The 17139-nt window shown below is 64.6% G+C and carries 18 protein-coding genes and 1 tRNA gene; 8 read left to right on the plus strand and 11 right to left on the minus strand.

Annotated features, from left to right (window positions below):
- Positions 1-54 precede the first annotated feature (54 nt).
- Both GGD67_RS08415 and GGD67_RS08420 read right to left on the minus strand, forming a co-directional pair.
- Positions 55-1182 (minus strand): DUF2252 family protein, encoded by a 1128-nt coding sequence (locus GGD67_RS08415; protein ID WP_179732099.1) that lies wholly within the window; start codon positions 1180-1182, stop codon positions 55-57.
- Positions 1183-1445: 263 nt separating this feature from the next.
- Positions 1446-1522, minus strand: a tRNA-Arg gene (locus tag GGD67_RS08420).
- A gap of 142 nt (positions 1523-1664) precedes the next feature.
- Between GGD67_RS08420 and GGD67_RS08425 the strand changes: the two genes are divergently transcribed.
- A complete protein-coding gene (locus tag GGD67_RS08425) occupies positions 1665-2018 on the plus strand; it encodes a glyoxalase/bleomycin resistance/extradiol dioxygenase family protein (RefSeq protein ID WP_179732101.1) in 354 nt (117 codons plus the stop codon).
- A 106-nt stretch (positions 2019-2124) separates the two neighbouring features.
- On the plus strand, positions 2125-2418 hold the full coding sequence (locus tag GGD67_RS08430; protein WP_092261275.1) for a GYD domain-containing protein: 294 nt from the start codon (positions 2125-2127) through the stop codon (positions 2416-2418).
- 57 nt (positions 2419-2475) lie between these two features.
- Here GGD67_RS08430 and GGD67_RS08435 read toward each other — a convergent pair whose 3' ends face one another.
- The 5 genes from GGD67_RS08435 to GGD67_RS08455 form a co-directional block, all read right to left on the minus strand.
- Positions 2476-3432, minus strand: coding sequence for a tripartite tricarboxylate transporter substrate-binding protein (locus tag GGD67_RS08435; RefSeq protein WP_179732103.1), 957 nt, complete (start codon positions 3430-3432; stop codon positions 2476-2478).
- A 125-nt stretch (positions 3433-3557) separates the two neighbouring features.
- The gene (locus GGD67_RS08440; RefSeq protein ID WP_020508622.1) at positions 3558-3929 is read right to left on the minus strand and encodes a cupin domain-containing protein; all 372 of its coding nucleotides are present in this window, start codon (positions 3927-3929) and stop codon (positions 3558-3560) included.
- A gap of 17 nt (positions 3930-3946) precedes the next feature.
- Positions 3947-4834, minus strand: coding sequence for a hypothetical protein (locus GGD67_RS08445; protein ID WP_179732104.1), 888 nt, complete (start codon positions 4832-4834; stop codon positions 3947-3949).
- A 136-nt stretch (positions 4835-4970) separates the two neighbouring features.
- Positions 4971-5609: an RraA family protein gene (locus GGD67_RS08450; protein WP_179732117.1), complete on the minus strand. Its 639-nt coding sequence runs from the start codon at positions 5607-5609 to the stop codon at positions 4971-4973.
- Positions 5610-5628: 19 nt separating this feature from the next.
- Positions 5629-7146: an AMP-binding protein gene (locus GGD67_RS08455; protein WP_018316458.1), complete on the minus strand. Its 1518-nt coding sequence runs from the start codon at positions 7144-7146 to the stop codon at positions 5629-5631.
- Positions 7147-7387: 241 nt separating this feature from the next.
- Between GGD67_RS08455 and GGD67_RS08460 the strand changes: the two genes are divergently transcribed.
- Positions 7388-8008: a hypothetical protein gene (locus GGD67_RS08460; protein ID WP_179732119.1), complete on the plus strand. Its 621-nt coding sequence runs from the start codon at positions 7388-7390 to the stop codon at positions 8006-8008.
- Between the two features lie 125 nt (positions 8009-8133).
- Here GGD67_RS08460 and GGD67_RS08465 read toward each other — a convergent pair whose 3' ends face one another.
- Both GGD67_RS08465 and GGD67_RS08470 read right to left on the minus strand, forming a co-directional pair.
- On the minus strand, positions 8134-8346 hold the full coding sequence (locus tag GGD67_RS08465) for a hypothetical protein (RefSeq protein ID WP_038947385.1): 213 nt from the start codon (positions 8344-8346) through the stop codon (positions 8134-8136).
- Positions 8347-8362: 16 nt separating this feature from the next.
- Positions 8363-9370, minus strand: coding sequence for a 2-dehydropantoate 2-reductase (locus GGD67_RS08470; protein ID WP_179732121.1), 1008 nt, complete (start codon positions 9368-9370; stop codon positions 8363-8365).
- Between the two features lie 162 nt (positions 9371-9532).
- Here GGD67_RS08470 and GGD67_RS08475 point away from each other — a divergent pair, with 162 nt between their 5' ends.
- Positions 9533-10114: a YidB family protein gene (locus tag GGD67_RS08475; protein ID WP_179732123.1), complete on the plus strand. Its 582-nt coding sequence runs from the start codon at positions 9533-9535 to the stop codon at positions 10112-10114.
- 42 nt (positions 10115-10156) lie between these two features.
- On the plus strand, positions 10157-10429 hold the full coding sequence (locus tag GGD67_RS08480) for a GlsB/YeaQ/YmgE family stress response membrane protein (RefSeq protein ID WP_177237369.1): 273 nt from the start codon (positions 10157-10159) through the stop codon (positions 10427-10429).
- A gap of 222 nt (positions 10430-10651) precedes the next feature.
- Here GGD67_RS08480 and GGD67_RS08485 read toward each other — a convergent pair whose 3' ends face one another.
- Positions 10652-11437, minus strand: a complete 786-nt coding sequence (locus GGD67_RS08485) for an SDR family NAD(P)-dependent oxidoreductase (protein WP_179732125.1) — start codon at positions 11435-11437, stop codon at positions 10652-10654.
- A gap of 260 nt (positions 11438-11697) precedes the next feature.
- On the opposite strand from GGD67_RS08485, the gene GGD67_RS08490 reads away from it, so the two are divergent.
- Genes GGD67_RS08490 through GGD67_RS08500 form a run of 3 tightly spaced genes read left to right on the plus strand, consistent with a single transcriptional unit; the run spans position 11698 to position 14768 of the window.
- Positions 11698-12762 carry an acyl-CoA dehydrogenase family protein gene (locus tag GGD67_RS08490; protein WP_179732127.1) on the plus strand — a complete coding sequence of 355 codons (1065 nt, stop codon included), beginning with the start codon at positions 11698-11700 and terminating at the stop codon, positions 12760-12762.
- Between the two features lie 16 nt (positions 12763-12778).
- Positions 12779-13939, plus strand: a complete 1161-nt coding sequence (locus GGD67_RS08495) for an acyl-CoA dehydrogenase family protein (RefSeq protein WP_018316466.1) — start codon at positions 12779-12781, stop codon at positions 13937-13939.
- Positions 13940-13955: 16 nt separating this feature from the next.
- The gene (locus tag GGD67_RS08500) at positions 13956-14768 is read left to right on the plus strand and encodes an enoyl-CoA hydratase/isomerase family protein (RefSeq protein ID WP_179732128.1); all 813 of its coding nucleotides are present in this window, start codon (positions 13956-13958) and stop codon (positions 14766-14768) included.
- A gap of 185 nt (positions 14769-14953) precedes the next feature.
- Here the strand turns inward: GGD67_RS08500 and GGD67_RS08505 are convergent, their stop codons facing one another.
- Complete coding sequence (locus tag GGD67_RS08505) at positions 14954-17068, minus strand: acetate--CoA ligase family protein (protein WP_179732130.1); 2115 nt, start codon at positions 17066-17068, stop codon at positions 14954-14956.
- Positions 17069-17139 lie beyond the last annotated feature (71 nt).

Below are 17139 nucleotides of genomic sequence, written 5' to 3' on the forward strand. Positions count from 1 at the left end.
GCACCAATCGAGCAAAGCACAGGGACAATCGAGAACGGGGCCGGCGCTCGCCGGTCAACCGTGCCTGCGCCACGCCCTGAAATCGTCCTCGACGAATGCGGCGGCGGCCTTTGCAGCGGCATGGAGCCAATCATTGTCGCGCTTGCTCAGATCTGCGGCGATCCTCTCCGATGCACCCTTGGCGGCATGAATGGCGCCGATGTCGAAGCCCATGACGTTGAGCAGATCGAGCTCCAGGCTCATGTTCGCGTGATCCCCGAGATTGATCTTGCGGGAGTCGGGCGCAAGGCGCCGGATCACGAAGCCACTCCGACGTTCGAGCGCGAGGTGTGGATCGGGAGCTCGATACGGAGCTTTGGCGAGATCAAGGAAGCGCAGCCTGCCCTGCTGGTCATGCGCCCAATCCCAGGCCGACGGCACCAGCGCCTTGGCTTCCCTGACGATCTGGCCGCCGCACCAGTCGGCGATGACGAGAAAACGCGGCCGGCCCAGGCTGCCGACACCTGCCACGCGCGTCGCGAAGCGACCGGATGAGGCGCCGGGTGGTAGTTTCTTGCGGAGGGCTGCGGCAACAGGGGACGGTGGCTTCGCCCGCGGGTAGTTCTTCACGTCGTCCCAAAACTCCTGACGTTCGTCGTCGGTGCATGCCACATAAGCGCGCATCCAGCTCGCCTGCTCATCCAGTAGCGAGGGCAGCGGCTTCTTGAGACCCTTCTTGTAACCATCGAGAATCGCCATGGCGGCGTCGCCATTGCCGACATGGGTCATGGCTCTCGCCTTCTTTTTCCTGGCCTTTGGCGCCAGCCGCGCGCTCGTCGCCAGGCGTACGAGATCGAAGGGATAGGCGATGCTCGCGGCCTCGTCGAAATCGTTGACGCCCCAGACGAGACGTCCCTCCGCGTCGCGCCAGGTGCCGAAATTCTCGATATGAGTGTCGCCCACGGACGGCACCCGCGGCGCGTCCTTCAACTCCGGGCAGAGCGCTTCGATACACCTGGCCCAGCGGAAGAAAGTTGCACGAAGGAAGACGAACGGGTCATCTTTCATCTTCTTGTGCTTTTCGTCGAGGTCGGGCTCGACGACAGTGCATTGGGAACGCAGCCAGCGCTCGAACGCCTTGTTGTCGTCCAGAAATGAACGCGGCTCGATCCCGCCGCTTCTGTTTGACGTTTGCTTGATCACGGCCAGAGCTTCCTGAAGCGAGTGATGATGAGCGAGCCCTGTGGAAATGATTGCTGCGAGCTGCTGCGCAGGGCGTCCAGATCTTCAATTACAAAGCGAGCAGGATACCCCCGCCGCTACCCTTCCGCTAGCCGGGACGACATGACCTTGCCATCGTCAGCGGCGGGATGACGGGCGAACACGAGGGCGAAGCCAAAGGATTGGGGAAGGCGCACGCAAGCCCCCTGGGGGCGGCCCGCAATCACGTCAAGTATCTGAGATATTGGCGATCCCGGGAAGACTCGAACTTCCGACCTACGGTTTAGGAAACCGTCGCTCTATCCGGCTGAGCTACGGGACCGCGGAACCCGTGGGTACGGGTTCGATCCCGTCATAGCAGAGCAAAATGCGGTTCGCCAGCCGTCAGGCGGGCCAGACCATCGTCAACCTGAACGGGGCGGCTATACAATCGCTGCCAGGCCCCCCTCAGCGGAGCAGCTCACATGATCGAAAGCATCAGCGCCATCACGCTCGGCACGCATGACATGGAGCTCGCCGTGCACTTCTACCGATCGCTGGGGTTCGAGCTCCTGTATGGTGGCGAAGCCGCCGCATTCACGAGCTTCCGCGCCGGCAGTGGCTATCTCAATCTGACTGCGCAACCGGAAGACAAGCGCTGGTCCTGGTGGGGCCGCGTCATCTTCTACGTGGCCGATGTCGACGAGACCTACGCACAGGCGCGCGCTGTCGGGTGGCAGCCGTCGACCACGCCGCGCGATGCGGAATGGGGTGAGCGCTACTTCCATCTCACCGACCCCGACGGCCATGAGCTCAGTTTCGCACGGCCGTTGTCCTGACCGAATAAGTCGCATCTGCTGACGTTCCAACGCGCAAGTAGCGCTGTCTCAGCCGCCGTGGCAAGCTCAGCGCGGTTTCCTCAAGTTCTAACCAGGGAGGACGACCATGGTAACCTATGTTGTGCTGTCGAACTTCACGGATCAGGGAGTCCGCAACGTCAAGGACTCGCCGAAGCGGGCAGACGCCTTCAAGGAGATGGCCAAAACGTTCGGCGTGACTGTGAAAGAGATCGTCTGGACGCAGGGACGATATGACGTTGTGACCGTTATCGAGGCTCCAGATGAGGCTGCCGCGATGTCGCTCAGCCTGAGTCTCAGCGCACTCGGCAACGTCCGCACCGAAACGCTGCGCGCGTTTTCGGCAGCGGATATGACAAAGATCGTCGGCAAGATGCTCTGACGCTCAGGCCCGCGCGAGCGCACCGGACCCGGGATGGCAATCCCGGGCAGAGGCCTCTCACGCCCTGATATTGTTGTCCTTCACGACCTTGCCCCAAGTGGCGACCTGCTTGTCGAAGAAGGTCTTGAAGGCGGCGCCGTCCTGGAGCAGCAGCGTCATGTGCTGGGTGTCCTTGAGCTGGGCGGCGGTCGCGGGCTCGCTCAGTATCTCCTTGGACGCCGCCGCGAAGGCTGCGACGATATCGGGCGGCGTGCCTGCGGGCGCGAAGATGCCCCACCAGGCCAGCGTCTCGAAATCGGGAAAGCCCGCCTCGATCGCGGTCTGCGTATCCCCCAAGGCCGGCAGCCGCTCGCGGCCGAGCTGCAGGATCGGACGCAGCATGTTGGTGCCAAGCTGGGCGGCGACCAGCGCGGCCGATCCCGCGATGAGATCGACATGGCCGCCGAGCACGTCGTTCATGGCCGGCCCGCCGCCGCGATAAGGCACGTGCATGATCTCGACCCCGGCCTTGCTGCCGAGCACGGTCATGGCGAGATGGCCGAGGGTGCCGATGCCGACGGAGGCATATTTCACCGCGCCCGGGGTCGCCTTGCAGGCCGCCACCACATCGGCAAAGCTCTTGTAGGGGCGGCCGGCGCCGGCGGCGATCACATAGGGCGCAGTGCCGATCAGCAGCACCGGCATCAGCTCGCGCTCGACGTCGACCGGCGGCTTGTTGAGGATCGACGGAATCACAGCATGGGAATCGAACGTCACCAGGAACGAGGTGCCGTCCGCCGGGCTCTTGGCGACCTGCGCCGCGCCGAGCGCGCCCGCGGCGCCCGACTTGTTCTCGACCACGACGATGCGACCGAGCTTGGTTTGCAGGCTGGCCTGCAGCAGCCGCGCCATCGCATCGGTCGAGCCGCCCGGCGGAAACGGCACCACCAGCGTGATCTTGCCGGCCTGTGCCATCGCCGGCGTCAATGCGAGAATGGCCGGTGCAGCCAGCAGCGTGCGTCGTGTGATCGTCATGGTCCCCTCCCTTTTTGGTTTCGGCGCCCGGCTTTTGCTCTTTGGCGCTACAGCATGATCCGGAAAAATGTGCAGCGGTTTTCCGATAAGATCATGCTCAAGAAAATACCCTAAGCGCGAAGCGCTTAAGTCGTCCCGAAGCCCGACCCCGCTTTCTTGTATTCTGGCCGAGGCGGACTGAAGATGTCCAGCACCCGGGCCCCATTGGGGCCGGCGCGCATGGTGTGCGGCACATTGCCCGGGGTGCGCCAGAAATCGCCCTTCGTCACGGCAATTTCCTCATCGCCCTGGACGCGGATGGCGGAGCCATCGAGCAGCACGCCCCATTGCTCCTCGGGATGATGGTGCAGCGTGCCCTGCGCATGCGGCGCCAATGTCACCACCGACAGCATCGCCTGCTCGCCGGAGAAGATGCGCGTGGTCACCCCCGCGGCAAGCTCGCGGAACAGCCCGTCGCTGGGATCATCGATATTGTGGAATTCTTCCTTCTGACTCACGTCATTCTCCCTTCGTTTCATCTTGCTGCCGACTGACGTACGGCGGCCACGAGCCGGTCTTTGAACTCGCCCCTTAAGGTCACAAACAAGCTCGACCATCTCCGGCTCTTGAACTCGCAGCCGCCTCGTGGACAATACTCTTCGTCGTGATAGTCCCCGAAAACGACGCCAAGCAAAGTCATTCGACGGCCCCACTGGCGAAAGAGGGCGCTTCCTGATGCCCCGAACTCGAACTCGCAGTTCGTTTCAAATGTCTGCCAATCCCTCACGTCGCGGATTTGGCACTCCTGGATCGTCTTGTTGAACGGCCCGTCCTTGTCCCTCCTTCCTGTGGCTTCGATATCATAACCGACAACTGCCAGAACACGCTCCAGCTCCACGAGAGTTTCGGGCTGCTCATATATTTCGTACGGCGTCACATCTGCGGGAAATCTAAGTCTTGCGACGGCCCAATCGACGCTGCCCTGCCTCGGTGCAGCATCGACGCAGGTGCCCATCCATAGAGCTGCCGACAAGGGAATGATCCGCTTCTCCGCTCCCAAATAGTATTCGAATATGCACTTCTCTGGTGACGTATGAGGCTTGCAAGCGTCCCGAAACGCGTGAGCCACCGTCGTGATCACGTCGCGCGCTCCGGTGACTTGAGCGCTGCTGGCTCCGCCGGGACATCGTAGGACTCCACTTGCCGCGAAGCGCTTTCCCACCTCACCTCGGGACAGCCCCGTTACCTTTGCATAAGTCTCCTCCGTCATCCGCCGTTCTGCATCCGTCAAAGCGACAGTGCCGATCGCCGGCGTGGGATGAGTGTTGGTGGCCTCGCGCATTTTCGCCGAGCTGACCTCGTCGCTTCCGGACATCCACAGAAGGAGGAAGCTGGGCAGGACGATCGCGTAATTCCTCATCATGTAAAGTAGCCTCAGCATCAAAAAGCATGAGAGAACTTTGGCCGAAACAAAGGTCGTGAATCACTTTCGAAAATAGCAAATGGCTGACGTCGGCTCTCGATCAGTTCAGCCATTGCCTTGACTTAAGCCCGCCTGATCAAGTCTTGCCATAGGAGCCCTGATAGCGGCCCTCGCGGATCGCCTTCATGGTCTCCTCCTCGCGCGCGACCTGGGCGCGGACCGCTTCGAGCAGCGCCGCGGCGCCGGCGGCGGGAAACGACACCACGCCGTCCTCGTCGCCAACCACGATGTCGCCAGGCGCAATCACGCTGCCGCCGATCGTGACAGGCACGTTGATCTCGCCGGGACCGTTCTTGTAAGGACCGCGGTGGATCACCGCACGGGCGTAGCAGGGGAAGTCGTCGGCCGCGAAGGCCGCGACATCGCGGATCGCACCGTCGATCACATAGCCTTCCGCTTTGCGCCATTGCGCGATGTTCTTCATGATCTCGCCCACCAGCGCGCGCGTCTCGTCACCACCGCCATCGACCACGATGACGTCGCCGGGACCGACCAGCTCGAGCGCGCGGTGGATGGCGAGATTGTCGCCGGGGCGCGTGCGCACCGTGAAGGCGGTGCCCACCAGCTTAGCCCCGCGATGATAGGGCTTTAGCCCGACCGCGCCGGGCAGCCGGGCGAGATTGTCTGAGATGACCGAGGTCGGCGCACCGCGAAAACCCTCGATGATCCCGGCCGGCGGTTTCGGCACGCTGTTGGCTGCGATCGTGATGGTCATGTCCAAAAATCCTTCCTTCTTAATCGGCGTGCGCCCGCGCCTTCGCCGGCATGATCCGGAAGGCGCGCCCTTCCTTCATCCACGCCGCGCGCTCGTCGCGCAACAGTGTTCTGCGAACCTTGCCTGAATCATCGCGCGGCGGGGCGCCGACGATCTCGAAGCTTTCCGGATGCTTGTAGCGGCTGAGCCTGTCCTTCAAGAACTCCGCCATGCCGTCGGCGATCGCCTGGCCGTCGGCATCGCCCTCCGGCTCGATGATGGCGTGCACGCGCTGGCCCAATTCCGGATCGGGCAGTCCCACCACGACGCAGGATCGCACGCCGGGAGACTCGGAGACGGCAGCCTCGACCTCGGCCGGATAGATGTTGGCGCCGCCGCGCAGCACCATGTCGGCGAGGCGGTCGCCGAGATAGAGATAGCCTTCCGCATCCAGCCTGCCGATATCACCGAGTGATTCCCAACCATCGCTGCGGCGCTTCGGCTCGGCGCCGAGATAATGATAGGTGGCGTCCCTGCCGTCATTGTTGAGGAAATAGATCTCGCCGGTCTCGCCGGGCGCGACGTCGTTGCCGTCCTCGCCGATAATGCGTAAGCGCGCCATCTCGCCGATCTTGCCCACCGAGCCCTTGTGCGTCAGCCATTCCGTGCCGGAGATGATGCATGAGCCTTGCCGCTCGGTGCCGCCATAGAGCTCCCAGATCCGCTCGGGGCCGAGCCAGGCGATCCAGTTCTCCTTCAGCCAGGGCGGCATCGGCGCCGCCATGTGGAAGACGGTCTGAAGGCTCGACAGATCGTAGGCGTTGCGCACCTGCTCCGGCAGCGCCCAGATCCGGTGCATCATGGTCGGCACGAAATTGACCCATTGCACGCGCTCGCGTTCGATCTGCCGCAATGTCTCCTCGGCGTCGAACTTGACGAGACCGGTGAGCTGGCCGCCGGTGAACAGGGCGTAGTGCGACACGATGAACGGCGCATTGTGGTAGAGCGGCCCCGGATTGAGCAGCGAGACCCCGAAGGGGATGTTGAGCGGCGGCGCGGCGACCGTGTCGGTCACGGCCGGCTGATGATCGAGGATCACTTTCGGCCGGCCGGTCGAGCCGCCCGAGGTCATGGCTTTCCAGTAGCGCGCCACCGGCAGCGTCAGCGCCTGGTCCGAAAATCCTTCCGGCACGAAATCCGCAGGCAGGCGGTTCGGCGCGTTCCAGTCAGCCTCGCCGCCGACCACCAGCGCCGGCTTGAGGATGTCGAGCACCGCGGCGGCCTCGCCGCGCGGCAGCCGCCATGACAGCGAGGTCGGCGTCGCACCGCACTTCCACACCGCAAAGGAGGTCTCGAAAAACGCATTGCCGTTGGGCAATCCGATCGCGACGAAGTCGCCGGGCTTGACGCCTTTGGCCATGAACGCCCGCGCGCGCCGGTTGGCGCCGCGCTCGAGCTCGTCCCATGTCAGCGTGTCCTGCCCGTGACGGATTGCAATCGTGCCATGTGGTTTGCGTTCAGCGTACCAGCGCGGCACGTCAGACAGGGGCAGCAGCATCGGGCGTTTCCATTTCGTTTCTTGGGGTCTTTCTTGGCGCCGCCTCAGGTGAGGCGCTCGCAAGGCGAAGTGTAGCAGCCCGCCGGGGCGGCGCTGTGACTCACGCGCCACGTCAAGCACAAAATGTCAGCATCCCGGCCATGAAATTCCCGGGTTCCATGGGTGACAAGCCGGCGATAAAGAGGCAAAAATCTGGCTCGACTCAGTTCGGGTTGAGTTTTGCAAGGAATGCTCTCGTAGAATGTCGTCCGTGATAGCATTGCGTCGTGCGGCGCTGGTTCTTGTTGCCGCGGCAGGATTTTTCCTGCTGACGCACGCGCATGCCCAGGCGCAATGGTGGAAACGCGCGCCGGTCGATTTCGAGGAATGCGCCGACGCGGCCGAGAAGGCTGCGACCAAGTCCGAGAAGACATCCGCGCTTGCCGATTGCAACGCCAAGTTCGCCGGCCGCCGCAAGGCAGGCGGGGGCTATTCCTATTACGACTTCCTGCAGGATCGCACCTTCGACATCGCCGGCCCCAATCCGACGCCGGAGGAGCAGAAGAAGATCGACGCAGCTTACACGGCCTATCTCGCCAAAGAGCGCCGCAGCAACGAAGCGGCCGAGGCCGCCGCCCGTCAACAGCGCGAGCAGCAGGAACTGCAGGCGCGGCAACTCCAGCAGGTCGCGCTGCGAACCGACGTCGCGCGCGTGCCCGTCCCGGTCGAGCGGCCAAAGGTGCAGCAGACCGTCGGTCAGCGCCCGAAGGGCGCGTGCACCAAAGGCTCATTCTCCTGCGAATGGCCGCGGCTGTCGGAGAGCTTGAACGATTTGAAAAAGCTGTTCAATCCGACCCCGAGCAAGCCGGCGAAGAAGGGGTAAGCTCCTCGCACTGACTTGTAGGATGGGCAAAGGCGCGCAAGCGCCGTGCCCACCACCCTGGCAAGACAAAGAAGTTGGTGGGCACGCTCCGCTTTGCCCACCCTACGACAGCGGGGTGTGGAACGTCAGTTCGGTTGCTTCTTCTTGCCGCGCTTCGATTTGACCGTTGGCACATCCACCGGCGCAGTCGTCGGCGAACTGCCCAACTGCGACCTGCTCTCCTGCAACCGCCTATCATAGCCGGGCGAGTTCACGACTGTCGGCGGTCTCGCAAGAGCGAGCGTCGACGCGCCGCAAAGCGCGGCAAGCGCGAGCCCGATCATCAAGCTACGTTTCATCGGTCCCTCCTTGCACTCAAACCACTGCGCGAATCTGCTGCGGCGTCAGCCGCGGCGGACCGTTGCCGGCAGCTTCGGCCTCCTTGATCAGCGCAACAATGCGGCGCATCAGCGGCACCTCGACATGGTTTTGCTCGGCGAGCGCGATGACGGCGCCCTGGAGATAGTCGATCTCGGTCTTGCGTCCCTGTTTCAAATCCTGCCACATCGAGGAGCGCGCCTCGGGATCGATCTTCATGGTCCGTCCCAGGATCGCATTGAAGATCATGTCGGGCAGCCGCAGCAAGGCCGGCGTCCAGTTCATCGGGATCGGCGTCGCCGAGAGCGGCGCGATGCCGGCGGCCTTCAGCGCGGCCAGCCCTTCGGCCATCTGGTCGGCGAACAGCCTGCGCCAGTCGCGGTTTGCCAGTTGCGCGGCGAGCGGCATGTCGGACAATGCGCTGAGCGCGTTGTTCAGATTGATGATCAGCTTGCCCCATTGCACGCCGGTAATGTCGCGGCTCGCGCGCATGGCGAGGCCGGATACCGACAATGCCGCGGCCGTGTTCTCAGGGTTCTCTCCGACATGGATGTCGCCGGAGGTCGAGCGGTGGAAACGGCCCTCGCCCATCGCGATCACGTTGAACGGCACCATGCCCGCGAGCACGCGGCGGCCACCGAGACGCTCGCGCAGCACCGCGATATTGCCGATGCCGTTCTGCAGCGAAACGATGACGGCATCCTCAGGCGCATGCTGCGCGATCTGGTCCGCGACGTCGGCGGTGTCGGCGCTCTTCACCGTGACCAGCACGATGCCGGCGCTGTGGAAGATCGCGGGGTCCTCGGACAGCGCGAGCTGCCCTGCGCCGAGCTTCGTCTCCGAGCCGTCGAAATCCGTCAATCGCAGGCCGAACCGCTCGATCTCGGTCTTCACCCGCGGCCGCACCAGCAGCGCGACACGGCGGCCACTGGCGGCCAGCATGCCGCCGACGAAACAGCCGATGGCGCCCGCGCCGGCCACCACGATCGGTCGATCCGTCATCACCTCGCCTTGCTCCCTGAACGATCGCCCCTCGATAGCAGAGGCGAGGCCGGCTGCCCATCGCTGCGCAGCCGCCTTGTAACCGTCATGAGAGCCCCATATGTTTTCGGCCCGGGGGCAGTCAGCGGCGAGCGCTCGCCGAACGACACGCCAAAGGAGAGCACCATGGGTCTACTCGACGTCCTCAACGGCATGCAGAACGGCCCGCGCGGCCCCTCTACACCCAGCTCCGAGAAATCCTCCGGCGGCATGTCGCCGATGACCATGGCGCTGCTCGGCCTGCTTGCCTGGAAGGCGTTCAAGCACATGACGGCAAACCAGTCCGGTTCGGCGCCGCAGCCGTCGCCGACTCCGGCCCCTCCGCCGGTGAACGCGAACACCGCCGACAGCGGCGGTCTTGGTGGTCTCGGAGGCCTGCTCAAAGGCGGCCTCGGCGGCCTGCTTGCAGGCGGCGCGGCCGGCACCGTGCTCAGCGGCGGCCTCGGCGATCTCCTCAACCAGCTTCAGCAGGGCGGCCACGGCGACGCTGCGAATTCCTGGGTCGGCAAGGGTCAGAACAAGCCGATCGCGCCGGGCGATCTTGCGAGCGCACTCGGCGCCGACCAGATCGACAGCCTGTCCGCCCAAAGCGGCCTGTCGCGCGACGAGTTGCTCAACGGCCTCAGCCAGTATCTGCCACAGGTGGTCGACCATTTGACCCCCGACGGACGGCTGCCGACCGAGAACGAGATCTCGGGCAGACTTTAATCGGACGTTGATCGACGCGCTTTCGGGAAGGGGAGCACACTCATGAGCATGGGCGGCCTGTTGTGGATCATCGTCGTCGGCTTCGTCGCCGGCCTCATCGCGCGCTGGCTGGCGCCGGGACCGAACAACCCGAGCGGCTTCATCCTCACCACCATCCTCGGCATCGCCGGCGCGTTTCTCGCGACCTTCGTCGGCCAGGCGATCGGCCATTACAGCCCAGACCAGGGCGCCGGCTTTATCATGGCCACACTCGGCGCGGTGGTGGTGCTGTTCATCTGGCACCGGCTGGTCGCGAGCGGTGTGATCAAGGGGTAGTCACTGTGGCGAAGCGCGAATCTAGCGCTACAAACTCCGCTGTCGTCCCGGACAAGCGCGCCCTAAGCGCGCGCCGATCCGGGACCCAACCACAGGGAGTGGTTTGGCCAAGACACGGAGTGACCGGAGTCACGCCAAACTTCTCCCTGTGGTTATGGATCCCCGCGCCCCGTGCGCAATTGCGCACTAGGCGGGGATGACAGCGGAGATTGGAACGCGATCTCACGTAATCAGATGCATCCCCGCATCCATGCGCACGACCTCGCCGGTCATGTTGCTGGAGGCCGGCATCGCGAGGAAGCAGACGAGCTGCGCGATGTCCTCGGCTGATGATGCGACCTTGAGCGGCACCTTCGCCACCACGCTGTCGCGCACCTGCTTGGCGCCGGCTTCGCCGCGGCCCTTGGTGAACCAGGGCGTGTCGATATAGCCGGGGCAGACGGTGTTGACGCGGATCAGCGGCGCCAGCGCGCGCGACAGCGACAGCGTCATGGTGTTGAGCGCGCCCTTGCTCGCGGCGTAGGCGATCGACGAGCCGACGCCGCTGATGCCGGCGACCGAGGACACGTTGACCACGGCGGAGGGCCGCTCCGAGGCCTTTGCACCGGCTTCGAGCAGGCTGCGCGCGGCACGCACCATCTGGAACGGGCCGATGGTGTTGACACCATACACGCGCTGGAAATCCTCAGCCGACAATCCGTCGAGATCGGCATGGGCGACATGCTTGGTGGTGCCGGCATTGTTGACGAGGATGTCGAGCCGGCCCCAGGCGCTGGCCGCCGCAACGATCTTGCGGCAATCGTCGTCCTTTGAAACGTCGCCCTGCGCAACCAGGACTTCCGGAGAGCCCGCCTTGCGGCAGACGTCCGCGGTGGCCTCGGCTTCTTTCTGGCTAGAGGAATAGTTGATGACGAGCCGCGCCCCGCTTCGCGCGAGGATTTCCGCGGTTGCTGCGCCAAGTCCGGATGCGGACCCCGTCACGATTGCGCACAGACTGTCTTTGGCCATCCGGATTTCCTTCCCCTGGTTCTGATGCGAGCCTTAAGTCGCTGGCCTTGTTTAGCGAGTTTGCGGCGCCCTGCAAATCAAGCAAACTCCGCTAAGCGGAATTAGCCTCCTATTGGTCCTTGCCCCATGCCCGCGCCGCAGGTTGACCTGCGATCAACGCTTGTCAGGGCCATGGCTTTTTCGGATCATCGGGCGCAAGAAGACCTGCGCGGTTCGCTCCACGAGGCGGGCCGCGCCAACGGCAAAACACGGGGAACGCTGTGGCGGAGAGTGACAACATCGTCGTCGAGACTGCGGAGAAGATCTTCGCCGATCTCGCCGATCCGCAAACCATCAACAACGACAAGAAGGATGCCTGGCAGGCGCCGCTGTGGCGGGCGCTGAGCGAAGCCGGCCTGCCATTGTCCTGGGTGCCCGACGATCTCGGCGGCTCCGGCGCGAGCCTTGCCGACGGCTTTGCGCTTCTGAACGCCGCCGGCCGTTTCGCCGTCGCGGTTCCGCTGGCCGAGACCATGCTGGCGGGCTGGCTGCTGGCGCAAGCGAAGATCGCATCGCCCGAGGGCGAGATGACGGTGCTGCCGGCATCGCCGAAGGATCGCATCACCCTCGATGCCGACGGTTCGCTCTCCGGCCGCGCCCGCGGCGTGCCCTTTGCGAAAGTGGCAAAGCATTTTGCGGTGCTGGCGCACGGCAAGGATGGCGTCTCGATCGCGCTGGTCGATGCCGGCAAGGTCCGGATCGAGTCCGGCCTCAATGTCGGCTACGACCACAGCGACACCGTGACGCTCGACAAGGTCCAGCCCGTCACGCGCAAGGCCGCGCCGAAGGGCTTTGACCAGACCACGATGATGCTGATGGGCGGCGTTGCGCGCAGCCTGCAGATCGCCGGCGCGCTGGAATCGATGCTCGACATCTCCGTGCGCTATTCCAACGAGCGCGTCGCCTTCGAGAAGAAGATCTCGAAATTCCAGGCCGTGCAGCACAATCTCGCCCGCCTCGCCGGCGAATCCGCCGCCGCCCTTGCGGCTGCGACCTCGGCCGCCGACGCCATCGCGAATGCGTCGCGTTTCGACGACGAGGTCTATCTCGAAGCCGCCTCGGCAAAGATCCGCTGCGCGGAAGCCGCGGAAAAGGGCGGCGCCATCGCACATCAGGTGCACGGCGCGATCGGCTTCACCCTCGAGCACATCCTGCACCGCTATTCGCTGCGAGCGCTGGCCTGGCGCGACGATTTCGGCTCGGAGAGCCACTGGGCCGTCGAGCTCGGCAAGCTGGTCGCAAACCGCGGCGCCGACGAATTGTGGCCGCTCGTGGCGTCGCGCTGATCAGGGAGAGAAACACATGACCGCTGCCCTCCGTTTCGATCCGATCCGCCTGCCCGAGAAGTGCGAGCAGTTGCGCAAGGAAGTGCGCGCTTTCCTCGCCGAAGAAATCGCCGCCGGCACCTTCGATCCGCACAAGCCCAATCGCGAAGACACCGACGCGCCGGAATTTTCCCGCCGGGTCGGCGCCAAGGGCTGGCTGGGGATGACCTGGCCGAAAAAATATGGCGGCCAGGAGCGCTCCTTCCTCGAACGCTACGTGGTGACCGAGGAGATGCGCGTCGCGAATGCGCCCACGCGGCGCTTCTTCGTCGCCGACCGCCAGAGCGGACCGGTGCTGCTGAAATACGCACCCGAGCACATCAAGATGGACATCCTGCCGCGGATCTGCCGCGGCGAGATCTGCTTTGCGATCGGCATGAGCGAGCCGAATTCCGGCTCCGACCTGTTCGCGGCAAAGACGCGCGCGACCAAGACCGACGGCGGCTATCTCATCAACGGCACCAAGATCTGGACCTCGTCGGCCCACATCGCCGACTACATGATCGCGATCTTCCGGACCTCACAGCCGACCAAGGAAAACCGCCGTCACGGCCTGACGCAATTCCTGGTCAAGATGAAGCAGCCGGGCATCAAGGTGAACCCGATCGGCCAGATCACCGGCCAGTACGAGTTCAACGAGGTCGTCTTCACCGACTTCTTCGTCCCTGACGATCACGTGCTCGGCGAGGTCGACGGCGCCTGGAAGCAGGCGACATCGGAGCTCGCCTATGAGCGTTCGGGCCCCGAGCGTTTCCTCGAAACCTATTACGTGCTGACCGAGCTGGTCCGCGCAGTCGGTCCGAACCCCGACACGCGCAGCGCCGAAGGCATCGGGCGCCTGGTGGCGCAGCTCCATACCATGCGGCGCATGTCGGTCTCGGTCGCCGGCATGCTGCAGGCCGGCAAGGAGCCTGTGGTCGAGGCGTCCATCGTCAAGGACATCGGCACGGTGTGGGAGCAGCAGCTCCCGCATCGCGTCCGCGACCTTGCTGCTTTCGTCGAGGAGACCGCGACCAACCGCGAGACCTTGGAGCGACAGCTCGACTTCGCCATCAAGACCGCACCGAAACTCACCATCCAGGGCGGCACCACCGAGGTGCTGCGCGGCATCATCGCCCGCGGATTGGGCCTGCGCTAATCATTCGAGGATCATCATGACCACCTATAAAGACATCGGCGTCGAGAAAGTCGGACACGTCGGCACCATCGAGATCCGCCGCCCGCCGCTGAACTTCTTCGACATCTCGCTGATCAACCAGATCGCCGATGCGCTCGACGAATTCGACCGCGACATCGAGATCCGCAGCTCGGTGCTCTCGGCGCAGGGCAAGGCGTTCTGCGCCGGCGCCAATTTCCAGGATCCGGCACGGCAGGCGCAGGAGGCGCGCGAGGCCGAGAAGAAGGGCGACCCCGCCGACAATCTCGGCCCGATCAACCATCTCTACATCCAGGCCGTGCGCATCTTCCGCGCCAAGAAGCCGATCGTCGCCGCCGTGCAGGGCGCCGCCATCGGCGGCGGATTGGGTCTCGCGGTGTCGGCGGACTTCCGCGTCACCTGCCCCGAAGCGCGCTTCTCAGCCAACTTCACCAAGCTTGGCTTCCATCCCGGCTTCGGCCTGACGACGACTCTTCCTGAGCTGATCGGCAAGAACAACGCCGAGCTGATGTTCTACACCAGCCGCCGCGTCACCGGCGAAGAAGCCGTGAAGTGGGGCCTCGCCAACGAGCTGGTGCCGCAGGATCAGGTCAAGGCGGCCGCGATGAAGCTCGCCGGCGAGATCGCCGAATGCTCGCCGCTCGGCCTGCTCTCCACCCGCGCGACGATGCGCAATGGCCTCGCCGACCGCGTCATGGCCGCGACCAACCACGAGCTCGCCGAGCAGACCCGGCTGCGCGCGACGGAGGATTTCAAGGAAGGCGTGAAGGCCACGGAAGAACGCCGCGCGGCGAATTTCAAGGGGCGATAGTCGACGTATCGCGCCGGCGCTTCGGCAATTTCTCCTGTCGTCCCCGCGAAAGCGGGGACCCATAACCACAGGAAGAAGCTATGGGGCGCATACCGTCACCACGAGTCTTCGCCAAACTCCTCCCTGTGGTTATGGGTCCCGGGTTCGCTTCGCGCCCCGGGACGACAGTGTTGTTTGTGGCCTCGCTACTTCCTCCCCACCACCAGCGCATCGACGATCGTCACGCCCTGCCCCTCGGTGTGCACCAGCACCGGATTGAGCTCGATCTCGGCGATCTCCTTTGCATGCCGCGCGGCGAGCACTGAAACGTCGGCGATCAACCGCGACAAAGCCGCAACATCCGCCTTCACCGCTCCACGAAACCCATTGAGGAGCGGCGCAGCCTTCAAGCCCGCCAGCATCGCACCCGCCTCCTCCGCACTCACCGGCGCCGGGCGATAGACGACGTCGCGGAACAGCTCGGTGGTGATGCCGCCGAGACCCACCATCACCATGGGACCGAACGTCTCGTCGGTCATCGTGCCGACGATGATCTCGACGCCCTTCTTCGCCATCGGGCCAACCAGCACGCCTTGGATATCCGCCTCCGGCCGGTGCCGGCGCGCATTGTCCAACAGCGCCTCGAATGCCAGAAACACCTCGCCCTTGGTGGTGATGTTGACGCGCACGCCGCCAACTTCGCTCTTATGGGCGATATCAGGCGACTGAATCTTCATGGCCAGCGGAAAGCCGACGCGGGTGACGGCTTCGTCGAGCTCGCTCTTGTCTCTCACCAGCACCTCATCCGGCAACGCAATGCCGGCGGTGCGGAGCAACGACTTGCTGTCGGCCTCGGACAGAACCGGCGATTTCAGATGCGCAGAAAGATCGCGCGCCGGCAGCCGCGCTGTGTCCGCAGGTAGCGGCAGCTTGAAACTGGCGTAGTCGACCAGCCGACGCATCGCGACGCCGACATGGGTGAGGCCCGAGAGCACGACGACGCCGGATTTGGCGAGCTCGCGGCGGGCGAAGTCGGACGGCACCGTATAGGAATAGAACACCACCGGCTTGCGTTGCGCCGACAGCACCGGCGTCAGCTCCTCCTCCTTGAAGGGCTTGCGCACCTCGCTCGACAGCGACAGCACCACCAGGATCGCATCGACCTCGTCGGAGGCAGTGAGCACATCGACGCTCTTCTGCAAGCCGCCAGAGGTGACGCCTTGCGCGGTGACGTCGATCGGGTTGCGCGCCGTGCCATAGGACGGCATCAGCGACTTGATCCCCGCCTGGACCTTTTCGGACAGCTCCGGCACCTGCAAGCCTTGCAGCGCCACCGCATCGGCGCCCCAGATGCCGGCACCGCCCGAAACGGTGACGACGGCAACGCGATCGCCCTTCGGCAGCGGATTGCTGGCAAGCACCGCCGCGATCGTCAGCGCTTCGTCCAGATCGTTGGAGACGATGAAGCCGTATTTCGCGAACGCCGCGTCATAGGCCGCCGACCAGCCGGCCATGCTCGCGGTATGCGAGGCCGCCGCGCGCTGGCCTGCGCCGGAGCGGCCGACTTTTGTCACGATCACCGGCTTTTTCATCTCCGCAGCGCGCCGGGCGGCGACGAGAAATTTGTCGACGTCGCGGATGCCCTCGATGAACAGCAGGATCACGTCGGTCGAGGAATCCTGCACCATGTAATCCAGGAACTCGCCGGCGCCGAGATCGGATTCATTGCCGGTGCTGACGACATAGCTGATGGCAATTCCGAGTGCCCGCGCGCGATGATAATAGGCGAAGCCGATGCCGCCGCTTTGCGCGACGATGCCGATCCGTTTTTTGCTGGCAACAAGCGGCACCACGCCTGGCTTGACATCGACGGCCGGACTGAATGTCGCCGCCACGCGCTGCACCTGGCTGAAGAAGCCCTCGGCGTTCGGCCCGGATATCCGCATGCCGGCGCGCTTTGCCAGCGCGGCGATCGCGTCCTGCATCGCCGCGCTGTCGCCGCCCTCCTCGGCAAAGCCGGAGGAGATGATCACGGCGTTCCTGACGCCGGCGGCAGCGCATTGCTCGAGCGCGGGAAACACGGTGCGGGCCGGGATGATGATGACGGCAAGGTCGATCGGCGCGCCGATCTCGCCAATCGATTTGTAGCAGGCGAGCCCGTCGATATCGGCGTAGTTCGGGTTCACCGGGTAGATCTTCCCGGGATATTCGTTCTTGCGCAGCATCGACAACAGCCGCCCCGGGATCTTCTCGTGGTCGCGCGAGGCGCCGATCAGCGCGATGCTGGCGGGCGCGAAGAAGCTGTCGAGCGGATGCGGCATAGGACGAGTCCTTCTTATTGTTGGCTGCACCGCATCTCTCACCGTCATCCTGAGGCGCCGGAGCGCAGCGG

The organism is Bradyrhizobium sp. IAR9, assembly GCF_013408065.1.
Taxonomy (GTDB): Bacteria; Pseudomonadota; Alphaproteobacteria; order Rhizobiales; family Xanthobacteraceae; genus Bradyrhizobium.

Excerpts from the sequence above, each read along its gene's own strand:
- GGD67_RS08500 (WP_179732128.1), top strand. The coding sequence starts at position 13,956 with ATGACCACCTATAAAGACATCGGCGTCGAGAAAGTCGGACACGTCGGC.
- GGD67_RS08480 (WP_177237369.1), top strand. The coding sequence starts at position 10,157 with ATGAGCATGGGCGGCCTGTTGTGGATCATCGTCGTCGGCTTCGTCGCC.
- GGD67_RS08505 (WP_179732130.1), bottom strand. The coding sequence starts at position 17,068 with ATGCCGCATCCGCTCGACAGCTTCTTCGCGCCCGCCAGCATCGCGCTG.
- GGD67_RS08455 (WP_018316458.1), bottom strand. The coding sequence starts at position 7,146 with ATGCTGCTGCCCCTGTCTGACGTGCCGCGCTGGTACGCTGAACGCAAA.
- GGD67_RS08430 (WP_092261275.1), top strand. The coding sequence starts at position 2,125 with ATGGTAACCTATGTTGTGCTGTCGAACTTCACGGATCAGGGAGTCCGC.
- GGD67_RS08465 (WP_038947385.1), bottom strand. The coding sequence starts at position 8,346 with ATGAAACGTAGCTTGATGATCGGGCTCGCGCTTGCCGCGCTTTGCGGC.
- GGD67_RS08485 (WP_179732125.1), bottom strand. The coding sequence starts at position 11,437 with ATGGCCAAAGACAGTCTGTGCGCAATCGTGACGGGGTCCGCATCCGGA.
- GGD67_RS08460 (WP_179732119.1), top strand. The coding sequence starts at position 7,388 with ATGTCGTCCGTGATAGCATTGCGTCGTGCGGCGCTGGTTCTTGTTGCC.
- GGD67_RS08450 (WP_179732117.1), bottom strand. The coding sequence starts at position 5,609 with ATGACCATCACGATCGCAGCCAACAGCGTGCCGAAACCGCCGGCCGGG.
- GGD67_RS08495 (WP_018316466.1), top strand. The coding sequence starts at position 12,779 with ATGACCGCTGCCCTCCGTTTCGATCCGATCCGCCTGCCCGAGAAGTGC.
- GGD67_RS08435 (WP_179732103.1), bottom strand. The coding sequence starts at position 3,432 with ATGACGATCACACGACGCACGCTGCTGGCTGCACCGGCCATTCTCGCA.
- GGD67_RS08445 (WP_179732104.1), bottom strand. The coding sequence starts at position 4,834 with ATGATGAGGAATTACGCGATCGTCCTGCCCAGCTTCCTCCTTCTGTGG.
- GGD67_RS08475 (WP_179732123.1), top strand. The coding sequence starts at position 9,533 with ATGGGTCTACTCGACGTCCTCAACGGCATGCAGAACGGCCCGCGCGGC.
- GGD67_RS08425 (WP_179732101.1), top strand. The coding sequence starts at position 1,665 with ATGATCGAAAGCATCAGCGCCATCACGCTCGGCACGCATGACATGGAG.